Genomic DNA, 12,150 nt, shown 5'->3' with positions numbered 1-12,150 from the left:
TTGTTTTTATGAATGAGTTGTAGAGGCTTGCAGCTGCGCACCGAAGGCGCAGACCAGTTCGTCCTGACCTTTGCGGCCGACAATCTGCAGGCCAACTTTTAGTCCGCCGCAATCGAGTTCCACCGGCACCGTCAGCGCTGGATGGCCGCTGAGGTTGAAGGGCCGTACCAGCGGGGTCATGCCGGCCACGGCTTTGCTGCCGGCGCGCGCCTCGCTCAGGGTTGGCGGCAGGCTCGGCAAAGTCGGCAGCAGCAACACTGCGAACTCTTCCAGCGCAGCATCCACCTGATGGGTGAAACGGCTGCGTACGGCTTCGGCCTGGGCCAGTTCTTCGCGGGTGGTGCGGCTGGCCGCCAGCAGGCGTTGTTCGACATCGGCGCCGATCAGGCCAAGGCCAGTGAGGTGACCGAAGGCAGCCCAGTTTTCAAAATTGATCACGGTCAGGCCGGCGGCGAACGCGGCTTCGAATTCGCTCAAGTGCAGGCTGCTGCGACGCCAGCCGGCGCGGTCGGCAGCGGCACCCAAGGTGGCCTGCAGATGTGCTTCACAGGCGACTTCGAGGAAGCCGACTTTGGCGCCGTCAGCAGGCAGGCCCTGAACGTCGAAGCCTGGGCAAATCACCTGCATGGCGGCGATCAAATCGTCCATGGTCCTGGCGAACGGCCCCACGCAATCGAGGCTGGAGTCCAGCGGATGCGCGCCGACACGGCTGACACGGCCGTAAGTTGGCTTGAGCCCGGCAACCCCGCAGCACGCTGCTGGCACCCGAACCGAACCACCGGTGTCGGTGCCGATGGCGATGTCCGCCAGGCCTGCGGCGACTGCAGAGGCCGAACCGCTGGAGGAACCACCCGGCACCCGGTCCGGCGCTTGTGGATTCACTGGCGTGCCGGTCCAGTCGTTGATGCCGGTGACGCCAAAGGCCAGTTCATGGAGGTTGGTTTTGCCGACGATCTGCCAGCCGGCACCGAGAATTGCGTCCACCACGTCGGCGTTTTTTGTCGCCGGTGCTGCGTTGGCAAAGGCACGGCTACCGGAGCGGGTCCGATAGCCGGCGATGTCGATGGAATCCTTGATCGCAACACGTTTGCCGCTGCCGCCGAGCAGAAATTCGCTGATGAATGTACTCATGCGCCCAGCTCCGTATTGAACAAGCGTTGCGTGCGAAAATGCGCAATCAGCCAGATGCCGTCGACGCAGCGAAAATCGATGTTCAAACGGGTGCCGAACAGTTCGCTGCGCTGATCCGCGTAAGTGCAAATCTGCTGCATGATCCACTGCCCCTGCGCCGTGCTGCCGTCGACCACAATCGACTCGCTGGTGAGGAAGTGCAGGTTCAGTTGAAAGTGATCCGAGGGCGGCAAATAACCGCCAACAAACGCCGCCACGGCCTCACGCCCACGATGCTGACCAAAGGTCTGTGCCGTCTCGCGGCCAACGCCTTCCCAGATCGCATCGATGCAGAACAGCTCCGCTAGTTCGCTGACATTGGTGGGTGCCCTCGGCACGTCGCACAGGTCCATGTAGCGCGCCATCAGACGACGCACTGCACTCTCTCCTTCGAGCGTCGACAGACGCAGCAGCAAGGCCTCGTTCATGGCTTACACCCTGGCCGCATCAGGGATGGTCAGCGCACGACCGATGCGCGCTTCGACCCTGGCGTAGCGCCACAGGCTGTATTCGTTTACCGGCGTGGTGCGGAACAGGTTGCAGGCATCGATCACCGACTGGTGGCAGTCGACGTCGGCCATGATGTACACGGTCCACGGCGAGGTGGTGGACGGGCCGACCATCAGGCGGTCGTCATCCATGGCGCCGAGCACGGTGATGCCGGGCATAGCGCCGAGATCGCCCATCATCTGGCTGAAGCCCTTCCAAACGCTGAGGCCTTCGCCGGTGGGCAGGTCGAAAAAGTTCTGGGTGATGCCGATGCAGAAGACGACGCGCAACGGTTCCTGGGTAGCTTGGGACATGCTGTTGATCCTTTGGCTCAAGTTTAAAAGTCGGGACGAAAATCAGATGTAGCCAGGGAACGGCGGTACGCCGAGGAACACCGAGCCAGCGCCGTCGTACAGCCCTTCGCTGAGGAAGGCGTGCTGGGTCACCACCATCGAGTCACGCAGGTAGCGTTGCAGCGGGTGGCGCAGGTAAATGGCGGTGGTGCCGGCCAGGCTGTAGGCGCTCTGCACCACGGCGGCGCCGGCCTGGGACACGTGGATGGCGGACAGGCGCAACAGGCTGGTTTGCTCCGGCGTGACCGGGTTGCCGGCCAGGATCGAGTTCCACACCTGTTCGGTGGCGTTGTAGAAAAAACCGCGGGCGGCACTGAGCTTGGCTTCGGCCTTGGCGATCTCGATGCGTACGTAAGCGCGATCAGCCATTTTCGGCGCGCCGGTGATGCCACCGCCGCCGGCCATGCGGCTGACTTCGTCGAGGGCGGCACGGGCCAGGCCGAGGTTGACCACCGCCAGCACTTGCGCGGCGTAGGCAATCGATGGGTAGCGGAACAGCGGTTCATCAATGGTCGCAGCCCCACCTCTGATAAACGTCCAGCGCTCGTCGATGCGCTTATCGGTTACGCGCAGGTCATGACTGCCAGTGCCTTTGAGGCCGACCACGTCCCAGTTCTCGACGATCTCGACCTGATCCGGTCGGAACACCGCGGTGCGAGGCTTGCCGCCCGCCGCGCCGATGCCCACACCGAGCAAGTCAGCGCCCTTGCAGCCGCTGGCGAATTTCCAGGTGCCGTTGACTTGCCAGCCGCCCTCTACTGCTTCGGCGGGTTGCAGCGGAAACAGGCCGCCAGCGAACACCAGATCGGGGCTGTCGGCGTAGATTTCAGCCAGGGTTTCTGGCGGTAAAGCGGCGAGATAGACGCCGGCACTGCCGAAACTGGCGACCCAACCGGCGGAGCCGTCGGCTTCGGAAATACGCTCGATCATCTGCAGAAAACGTGCAGGCGCCAGTGCGTCGCCGCCGTAGCATTTCGGCGTGGCGGCGCGGTAGATGCCCACCTGCTTGAAGCGCTCGATCATGTCCCGTGGCACGTGGGAGACGCTGTCGAATTCGTCGCGACGTTGACGCACTTCGTCCAGCACTTGCTGGAATGCCTGGCTGTCGATGACATGCTCGTCAACGCCGATCAGGGCGTCTTGTTGCGCAACCGCTGAACGCAGCATGGGCTTTCTCCGTTTTGCTTATTGTTAGGTGGGGTGATGGCGACCTACCCCCTGTAGGAGCGAGCATGCTCGCGATGGAGGTCCAGGCACCGCGGGGTGTCAGGTTCCCAGCGTTATCGTTAACGACCATCGCGAGCTTGCTCGCTCCTACAGGGATCGGCGTCACCCTTGCATTGCGGTCCAGTGTAAAAACCACATGCCGGCGCAACTATTGGTGCGTGCAGCCCCCCGGCTAAAGAAATCCCCTAGGCCGCCCCCGGTTACCTCTGAGCGCATCCCCGGGCGCGAGCCGGTATAAAAAGCCATACTTCCGGTTACACCGGTCACAATCCCCTGCCGCCAAGGGCTGCGCGATGTACTTGCCGAAACAGAACGACTTTTTCACGCTGATCGAAGCCATGCCGTTGTGCATCATTCTTCACGATGCCCACAGCAAGGAGATTCTCTGGGCCAATGCCGCCGCCCTGTCGGCGCTGGGTTTTACCCTTGAGGAGCTGACCCCGCTGAAAGCCCCGGACATGACACGCGATGCGCCCAAGTACCGGCGCTCGGTGGGCTTGCGCTGGCTGGAGGGCGCCGCGCGCACGGGCCAGCGCGCCATCGAGTGGTGTTATCGATCCAAGCAAGGGGTGGAGATTCTTTCCGAGGCGGTCGCGACGCTGGTGCATCTGGAAGGTCGCGATGTGTTGATGGTGCAGTTCCGCGACATATCCAGGGAAGACAAGGTCAAGCGTGACCTCAAGCGTTTCGAAAGCCGGCTCAAGGCATTCATGCAGGACCTGGCGGAAGGCGTGGCGGTGCTGGGTCCCGAGGGTGAGATTCGCTTTATCAGCGACTCCGGGGCGAATTTGCTCAACAGCGACGAGCACAAGCTGATCGGCAAAAACTTCCTAAGTTGGTGTGACGACGCTTCGCGCCAGCGCCTGATGCAACAGCTGTCCAACGAGACACCCGAACATGCGCCCTTCAGCGTGCATTACCGCGTGCAGCGGCGTGACGGCGAGTGGCGCTGGCATGACGCGACTTGTCGATTTATCGAAATCGAAGACGACCTGGTTGGTCATTTGCTGCTGTTTCGCGACGTCACCGAGCAAGTGCGCGCCGAAGATGCCCGACGGGTCAGCGAGCAAAAAATCGAATACCTGGCGCGCTATAACGCCATGGGCGAAATGGCCGTGGCCATTGCTCACGAGCTGAGCCAACCGCTGGCCGCCACCCGAAATTTCATCGAAGGCGCGGTGATTCGACTGGGTAATACGGCCGATACCGATCAAGGCGTGGTCTGGGGTTTGCAAAGTGCCGTGCGGCAGATCGAACACGCCTCGGTAATCATCAAGAGCGTGCGCGATTACGTGGTCAAGCTGGAGCAGAGCGAGGAACTGATCGACCTCAACGAACTGCTGCGCGAAACCCGATATTTCATCAGCCTGCGGGCCGATCCGAGTCTGGTGAAAGTGCAGATCGTCACGGCCCCCGAGCCGCTGCGGGTGAGCTGCGAGAAAGTGCTGATCGGTCAGGTGATTCTCAACCTGGCCTTCAATGCCATCGAAGAAATGGCCGACCTGCCCCTCGAACGCCGCGTGCTGCGCATCCATGCCAGTGCCGAAAACGGCGTGGCGCTGGTGCGCATAGAAGACCGTGGACGCGGGATTCAGGCCGAGGCGCAGGAAAAGCTGTTCGATGGCTTTTTCTCGTCCAAGGTCAGCGGCAATGGCATCGGTCTGGCGTTGTGCAAGAACATCATTGGCCGCCATCGGGGGGATATCTGGGCGCAGAACCTGGAACCGTGCGGCGCCGTGTTCAGCTTCTCCCTGCCCCTGGCCACCCATGCCTGACGCCGCCTGATCGTTCCCACGCTCCGCGTGGGAATGCAGCCCGGGACGCTCCGCGTCCCATCCAAGGCCGAACGCGGAGCGTCCGATGAGGCGTTCCCACGCAGAGCGCAGGAACGAGCAAAATCCTTGTCATATTGGTAAATAGGAAACGCCCCTAAATCTCGTAGGACGCGTCACGAAAAATATCAGCGAGAGAGGAAAACGGGTTGTTAGATAACCGGTAGTTGTAGGACCGGAGCAAAGCTACAGCGCCTTGCGTCGCTGCCTACAACTACGCCAGAATCCGCCGGCTTGTGCGCCTTGGCCCTGGTCTCTATCGTTTCCGTGTCGCTGCCAATTCAGCGACCGGGTTTCGCAGCCTGGGTCAATCAAGGCGCTCAGCGCCACCGTTTCCTTTCAGTTGGCGCTTTTATTCGTCTGTTGAAATGCGTTATGGCGGCTGTGCGCGGGAGACTTTCGAGTCTGCCGGGTTCCTTGATTCCCGGTCTGCGAACCTGCGCACAGCTGCCACCTTCTTCGTTTCGCAGCGAACCGTGGCGGCTCCATCAATCAAGGAGTATTACCATGGTCAAGCCCTCCCCCAATCCCCCAGAATCCTCAACCGAAAACCACGCCCACGAACTCCACCTCAAACCCGCCATTCTGAAATCCACCTCCCCGCACATCCCCAGCACAGTGTTCTCCATCACAGCGGATATTCGCACCGAAGACCTGCTCGCCCACGCCTGCGAATCCCTCGCTTCGGCCAGCGTCATGGCCAGCGATTTCGCGACCTTTCTGGACGGGCCGCAACGCAGCACGATGCTGGGCATTCAACAGGTGATCATGCTGGCGGATCTGGCGGTGAATCGAGCGTTGGATAACCTCGATCCGCAGGAGTGACCACTGACCTGTGGTGAGGGGATTGTTTAGCTCTCGATCCATAAAAACCGCGACCCTACCCAAGGCCGCGGTTTTTCATACCACACGAATATTACTGTGACTTGGCTGACTGTTTGGGGATCACCAGGAGCCATACGGGATCCCGAACTTCTCGATGTAGGCTTTGGATGAAGGTTTCAGTGGCAATGCGTACCGGCCACCGTTTTGGCCCAGAGATGGACCTAGCTTCACGACAGTACCCTCTACCCGTGCCACATCAAACGGCTTTAAGCAGGCACCTAATACCCAGACACGTGCGATACCTCCGGGTGCAAGGCCTACTGTCAATACATCTCGATAGCCGGTGATCCATTTGCCGTCTGCAGCACAATAGGTCCTTTCGCCCTTGAGCATCGCCTCGCGGGTGGTTTCGGGAATCGGGATGTAAGCCTCGTAGGTCTGCGGTTCTACCAGTGATTGCCAGCGTACATAGATCAGGCGTGGCAAGTCGGCTCTCAAGACATGCTTGCCCGCGCCCATTCCTGGTCGCTCAGGCCAACCATGGGGATCACCCTTCAGATTTTTTGGCCTTTGTATCGAGGCCACCCCACTCGTGGCGCGACGGAACACGCGGTCGTGGATATCCACCGCGTCGGCGGTTTCGATCCACACGTCCATGTAGTCCGGAACACCAAAACCCAGATACCAGGAGTCGTAAGGCAGTCGGTTACCGCAGCCGGTCAGCGCCAGGATCAACGCCAACAGCGTCAATCTCCCAAGACTATTCATTAGGATGTTCCATACGCTGGCTTCCTTCGGCCGGCCGATTGATGAACACCACATCCAGATCGCTGTTGTTCCAACCCTTGGCGGCATTCCAGTTGGCCGAGAGATGGATATAGCGCCGACGCAAAAGCGAGGACTCTTCGCTGGTCAGCGACGTATAGGGTTCACCCAGGGCAAAGGCCTGCAACTTGGCGGCGATGGGCTGCAGCTCAGTCGGCAAATTGAATTCGGGAGTGTCGGGTATCGCTTCGAACGCCACCCCGCCACGCACCGCCCATTCGCGCATGATGCGCAAGTACACCAACGACAGTTCCCCGCGTACCTGACGCTGGCTGGCAATGGCGGCATACACCCGCATTTCCGGCTCGGTATCACGGATGCGGCGCTGGGTGTCCACCGACCAGGTGACTATGCTCAGCCCTTCAGGTGGCAGATAAGCCTGCCATTGGCTTGCCTCTCGCTCAAAACGCTGGCGAGTTCGCCAGTAGGCCTGACTGCTTTCATTGGGTAGACGGGCATGCTCAAGGCTGCTGTCGGGCTTGCTCAGCAACAGCTTTTCCGCGGCCAGCGGCAGGTAACCGCCGCCGATATCGGAATGGCAACCGGGTAGCTCGATCTCCTGTTCGGTCTGGTTCAGGGAGAAGTTGTGGCGATATTCATCCCGGGCCACCAGATGAACCACCTTACGCGCGCTGCCTGGTGCCAGGCCCAGATTGAGCCCAGGATTAAGGGCATTGTGCGGGGTGAAGTCGACGTCAAGTGGCGAAACGATACCGGCCACGGTGTCAAACAGACCGATGAAGTTGAGGATGAAGTCGGTGCGGTGATTCCAGTTAAAGTCAGCACTTAGTATGGGGGAGCCTGTTGGTAGAGCCCGTGCCAATAGACTGCCTTTGCCGTTGAGCAGGTCGTTGGCGCAATGCCGCGCGGCTGCCGCCCCCCGACTGAAACCGAAGAGGTCGATCTCAATTCGGCGGATCAGAAGGTCGGGATTGTTGTCCCGCAGAAACCGCAACTTATTCAAAACCAGTGCCGGCATCTGCTCGACTCTCGCAATCACGCCAGTTTCCCCTGTGCCGGTACCCTGGCTATAAATAGAGTCTTCTCGGCCGCTGCTGGTGCCGATACCTTCGAGGTAAGCCTTGATGTAGACCTCTTGGGTTTCATCCGATAACTGCTCCTCGGCCTGATCCGGATACAAATCATGCAACCGCGCCACATTCGTGACCTCATTGCCATAACTGTTATCCGGCACGCCACCCAGACCGTCATAACCAAACGCCGCACAATGCTGGCGAATGTCCTCGGCCACCTGCGACGGCATGCCCAGGTTCACCGCGTAACACCCCGCAGCCGCCTCGCTGTTGGCCTGATTGTTACCGGTACCGTCGAAGAACAGCCCCAAGCGCACGGTGATGCCTGACGTCAGCTCTTCTTCTTCCTCCTCTTCTTCGAGTATTTCCGCTGACGGCTGCGAGACAGACCGAACAGATGTAGGCGCAGGTTTGCTGGTAAACCCGCCGGGCGCGGCTGGCTGAGCAGTCACGTCACCGTGGTCGGACCGAGCAAGGCGCGACGGCCGCTCGAGTGGAGCGATCAACCGGTTTTTGCCAGCTGGGCAGCCACAGTGGACTCGCGCCCCATCCAGTACGGTCAGAATGCCAAGCCACTTCATGGCGGGCAGGCTCTCTACTATTTCACCCACTTTTCCGCAACGTGGGCATGGGGTGGTTTTGTCTCCAAGTCTTAATACTCCCCGTTTTCCTTGTCTCGCTTGGGGCAAGCTGCTGATACACACCGCACCGGTGGTAGTCAGGTCACCGTCCAGCCCCTGACCAAGGCCGTTAACGTCCATACGTGCCATGGTTCAGCCCTCCACACAAAGCTGGAAATACTCAGCCACCGCAGTGCCTGGCGACGTGCTGAGGATCCGGACTTTGTTCGCGGGAGGGTGGCCTTTGTTTGAATCGAGAAGTGCAGAAGTGGCGCGGTCGATTAACGACAGAGTGGATGGCGTATTCATTTTCCATGATCCCTGGAAGTTGTTGACCGGCGTCCTTGTCACCGCAGCAGACGCATTGCGCGAACAGCCGCAGGCGTGACAATCACCGAGGGGCGTTACCCTGGAATCCTTGTCCTTTTTGGTAAATAGGACGCTTCCTTAAATCATGTAGGACGCGTCGCGAGACGCGGTTTAACTGAAAGACCGCAATGCGTGGTTTTACGACTGCTGCGCAGCCGGACGCAGGCTTCGCCAGCTGCTACAGAGGCGCAGCCCCGCAGTATCAGGGTTTGGCACGGATTTGATGACACTGGCACAGACACACAAACACTTGGCAGGCAGGGCAATTCCCCCGATTGCCGGGCGAGGCACTATTCACTGGTCAGAATCTGCCCACTCACCCGCGATCCGCGTTACCAACAATTCAGGAAGTTCCCCTTATGCGAACAAACAGGATCTCCGTACAGTCAGCGCTAGGCCTGAGCCTGCTTGTACTCGGTTTGAACAGTGCCCGTGCGGACCTGCCCGCCGACACGATCGGCCAGACCACCTTGGCCTTCCCCGCTGAACCGCACCGCGCGTTTATCGTCGATGTCGAGTTCGAAAGTTTCGTCGCCGGCCGTATCACCGTGGTCGATCCCGACCAGAAGCGCGTGCTGGGCATGGTGCCGACCGGTTTTGCCGCGCCTTCGGCCCTGAGCCATGACGGCAAGCTGATCTACGCCGCCGACATCTGGTACTCCCGTGGTACCCGTGGCACCCGCACCGACGTGCTGACCGCCTGGGACACCTCGACCCTGTCGCCTGCCTGGGAAGTGCTGATCCCGAACAAGCGCGCTGAATCGCTGACCCAGCGTTACGGCCTGAAGACCAGCGGCGATGACCGCTTCGTCTACGTCTACAACTTCACCCCGTCGACCTCGGTGACCGTGGTCGATACCCAGAGCAAAGCCGTCACCTCGGAAATCGCGATTCCCGGTTGCGTGCTCAACTACCCGATCGGCAAACGCCGTTTCGCCTCGCTGTGCGGTGACGGCAGCCTGCAAGTGGTAACGATCAACGACGAGGGCAAGGAAACCGCGCGCAGCCGCACGCCGTTCTTTGATCCGAACGCAGAAAAACTGGTGGAGCGCGCGGTCAACGTCGACGACACCTACTACTTCACCACCACCACCACCGGCACCGTACGCGGTGTGGATTTCAGCGGCGACGCGCCTAAGATCCTGCCGAGCTGGTCGCTGGTCAACGACGAAGAGAAGAAGGCTGGCTGGGCACCAGGTGGCTGGCAGCTGATGGCGGTCGCGCCGAAGCTGAACCGCTTGTACGTGCTGATGCATGACGCCCACGAACCGATGAAGTGGGAAGACCCGAGCACGTTCATCTGGGCCTATGACCTCAAGACCGGGAAGAAAATCGCCACCCTGGAAGCCCCGGCCCCGATCTGGAGCATGCAGGCCACCGGCGACGACAAACCGCTACTGCTGGGTGCTGACGTCCAGGGCGGCTTGCAGATTTTCGACCTCAAGACCAACCAGCACACCGGCGCCATGGCCAAGGTCGCGAAAACCGCGACTCAGGTCATGAGCTACTAAACGAGGTTCGGCCATGCAATCAGATCCGATCTTCATCATTGCCAGCGCCATCGCCATTGCGGTGTTGCTGGCCAGTGCCGCGACCCACAAGGTGCGAGCGCCAGCGCGTTTTCGCAACCAGCTTGCCGATTATCAACTGCTGCCCGATTCGCTAGTGCGCCCCGTCGCACGATTGGTCCCGCTGCTGGAACTGGCCATCGCGTTCGCGTTGCTAGTGCCGGTCAGCCGGCCTTGGGCGGCGTTGAGCGCGGCGGGCCTGTTGGCGCTGTATGCCGCGGCCATTGGTATCAACCTGTGGCGCGGTCGTCGCGACATCGACTGCGGCTGTGCCGGCCCGGATCAGGCGCAACCCCTGCGCCCGATCCTGCTGCTGCGCAACAGCGTGCTGGTGGCGCTGGCGCTGCTGGCCAGCGTCACGCCGGTTGTCCGTGACATGAATGTGTTCGATGGCTTTGTGACGCTGGCCGCTGCCGCCGTCGCGCTGCTCATCTACGCCGCGGCCGATGGCCTGCTGGCGAACTCCCCTCTTCTGCTCAAATTGATTGGTAGGTAATCAAAATGGAAGGCTTGATAGTTTCCAACGTTCTGCTCTGGGTATTGCTGGTGGCCGTGGCGTTTGTCGTCATGGGCCTGGTCCGTCAGATTGGCGTTCTGCACGGTCGCCTGGCTCCGGCTGGCGCACTGATGGTCGACAAAGGCGTGGCCGTCAATGAAGCCGCACCGCAAATCACCGCCGCCGACCGCAATGGCCGCCCGGTGAACTTCGGTTATGCCGGCGAGAAGTCGCAACTGCTGTTCTTCCTCTCGCCGACCTGCCCGATCTGCAAGTCGCTGTTGCCGGCGATCAAATCCATCGCCAAGGATCAAGCCAATACGCTCGACGTGGTGTTCGTCAGCGACGGCGACATGGACGCCCAACAAGCGCTGATCCGCGAACACAAACTGGAAGACGCCACTTACGTGGTCGGCCCGCAAGTCGGCATGACCTACCAGATCGGCAAGCTGCCGTACGCCGCCCTGATCGACAAGTCCGGCACCCTGCGCGCCAAAGGCCTGGTGAACTCCCGCGAGCACCTGGACAGCCTGTTTGAAGTCGAGCACTTGAAGCACGCCACGCTGCAGCAATACCTCAACGCGCAACCCCACGACCATGACCACAGCCACGGCCATAGCCACTGATAAGGCAGGGAGACCTTCATGAAACTGCTGGATCTGTTGTTCGAGCGCTCGACGCGCCGTGTTGCCGACACTACCTCGCGCCGCAAATTGCTGTCGCGCATGGGTTCGCTGATGGTGGCCGGTGCCGCCCTGCCCCTGCTGCTGCCGCTGGATCGTACCAGCAAGGCGCTGGCCGCCACTGACCCGAAAGCCGGCGACCCCGGTGATCCAAACAGCTGCGACTACTGGCGCTACTGCTCCATCGACGGCTTTCTGTGCAGCTGCTGCGGCGGCTCGGTGACCTCCTGCCCACCGGGCACCGAGGCTCGCAAGTCCTGGATCGGCACCTGCCGCAACCCGGCAGACGGCAAGGACTACATCATTTCGTACAACGACTGCTGCGGTAAGCAAAGCTGCGCCCAGTGCGCCTGCCCGTAACGACAGTGAAGAACCGGCCTACCGACCGTTCAACAACAACGATGTGAACTGGTGCCTGGCCGCCAAATCGCACATCTATCACTGCACCGTTTCGATCATCCGTGGCGTGGCGGTTTAAACCGCGTTACCGCCGGTTGCTTCGGCAATCGGCGTTTTTTGGTGCACCGTTAATGCCACAACACAAATCCCTGTAGGAGCGAGCTCGCTCGCGATGGACCAGAGAACGCCGCGGGGTATCAGGCCCCAGCGTTATCGTTAACGACCATCGCGAGCGAGCTCGCTCCTACAGGGGACGCAGG

At 60.8% G+C, this 12,150-nt stretch carries 11 protein-coding genes and 1 pseudogene; 6 read left to right on the top strand and 6 right to left on the bottom strand.

Annotated features, from left to right (window positions below):
• Positions 1-6 precede the first annotated feature (6 nt).
• The 4 genes from CES87_RS26515 to CES87_RS26500 are packed head-to-tail and all read right to left on the bottom strand — an operon-like array spanning position 7 to position 3,179.
• Positions 7-1,131 (bottom strand): amidase, encoded by a 1,125-nt coding sequence (locus tag CES87_RS26515; RefSeq protein WP_128608435.1) that lies wholly within the window; start codon positions 1,129-1,131, stop codon positions 7-9.
• A complete protein-coding gene (locus CES87_RS26510; protein WP_128608434.1) occupies positions 1,128-1,598 on the bottom strand; it encodes a nuclear transport factor 2 family protein in 471 nt (156 codons plus the stop codon). Before CES87_RS26510 ends, CES87_RS26515 begins: the two co-directional genes overlap by 4 nt.
• A gap of 3 nt (positions 1,599-1,601) precedes the next feature.
• A complete protein-coding gene (locus CES87_RS26505; RefSeq protein ID WP_128608433.1) occupies positions 1,602-1,973 on the bottom strand; it encodes a hypothetical protein in 372 nt (123 codons plus the stop codon).
• Between the two features lie 42 nt (positions 1,974-2,015).
• Positions 2,016-3,179, bottom strand: coding sequence for an acyl-CoA dehydrogenase family protein (locus CES87_RS26500; protein ID WP_128608432.1), 1,164 nt, complete (start codon positions 3,177-3,179; stop codon positions 2,016-2,018).
• A 353-nt stretch (positions 3,180-3,532) separates the two neighbouring features.
• Between CES87_RS26500 and CES87_RS26495 the strand changes: the two genes are divergently transcribed.
• Together CES87_RS26495 and CES87_RS26490 are read left to right on the top strand one after the other, a co-directional pair.
• Positions 3,533-5,014 (top strand): ATP-binding protein, encoded by a 1,482-nt coding sequence (locus CES87_RS26495; RefSeq protein ID WP_128608431.1) that lies wholly within the window; start codon positions 3,533-3,535, stop codon positions 5,012-5,014.
• Between the two features lie 564 nt (positions 5,015-5,578).
• Positions 5,579-5,896: a DUF6124 family protein gene (locus tag CES87_RS26490; protein WP_128608430.1), complete on the top strand. Its 318-nt coding sequence runs from the start codon at positions 5,579-5,581 to the stop codon at positions 5,894-5,896.
• 120 nt (positions 5,897-6,016) lie between these two features.
• On the opposite strand, the gene CES87_RS26485 is transcribed toward CES87_RS26490, so the two are convergent.
• Together CES87_RS26485 and CES87_RS26480 are read right to left on the bottom strand one after the other, a co-directional pair.
• Complete coding sequence (locus tag CES87_RS26485; RefSeq protein ID WP_128608429.1) at positions 6,017-6,664, bottom strand: DUF2931 family protein; 648 nt, start codon at positions 6,662-6,664, stop codon at positions 6,017-6,019.
• Entirely contained in the window at positions 6,657-8,261 is a 1,605-nt protein-coding gene (locus tag CES87_RS26480; protein WP_256591103.1) for a DUF2235 domain-containing protein, read from the bottom strand. The genes CES87_RS26485 and CES87_RS26480 overlap by 8 nt, the downstream gene beginning before the upstream one ends.
• An 842-nt stretch (positions 8,262-9,103) precedes the next feature.
• On the opposite strand from CES87_RS26480, the gene CES87_RS26475 reads away from it, so the two are divergent.
• The 4 genes and pseudogenes from CES87_RS26475 (at position 9,104) to CES87_RS26460 (ending at position 11,969) form a co-directional block, all read left to right on the top strand.
• Positions 9,104-10,255: an amine dehydrogenase large subunit gene (locus CES87_RS26475; RefSeq protein ID WP_128608428.1), complete on the top strand. Its 1,152-nt coding sequence runs from the start codon at positions 9,104-9,106 to the stop codon at positions 10,253-10,255.
• Positions 10,256-10,268: 13 nt separating this feature from the next.
• Positions 10,269-10,808 carry a MauE/DoxX family redox-associated membrane protein gene (locus CES87_RS26470; protein ID WP_128608427.1) on the top strand — a complete coding sequence of 180 codons (540 nt, stop codon included), beginning with the start codon at positions 10,269-10,271 and terminating at the stop codon, positions 10,806-10,808.
• Between the two features lie 5 nt (positions 10,809-10,813).
• Positions 10,814-11,434 carry a methylamine dehydrogenase accessory protein MauD gene (gene mauD / locus CES87_RS26465; RefSeq protein ID WP_128608426.1) on the top strand — a complete coding sequence of 207 codons (621 nt, stop codon included), beginning with the start codon at positions 10,814-10,816 and terminating at the stop codon, positions 11,432-11,434.
• Positions 11,435-11,452: 18 nt separating this feature from the next.
• Positions 11,453-11,969, top strand: a pseudogene (locus CES87_RS26460) (methylamine dehydrogenase light chain).
• Positions 11,970-12,150 lie beyond the last annotated feature (181 nt).

The sequence above is a fragment of the Pseudomonas sp. ERMR1:02 genome (assembly GCF_002277815.1).
Taxonomy (GTDB): domain Bacteria; phylum Pseudomonadota; class Gammaproteobacteria; order Pseudomonadales; family Pseudomonadaceae; genus Aquipseudomonas.
Note: the sequence above shows the minus strand (reverse complement) of the source record. Positions and strands in the feature narration are given on the sequence as shown.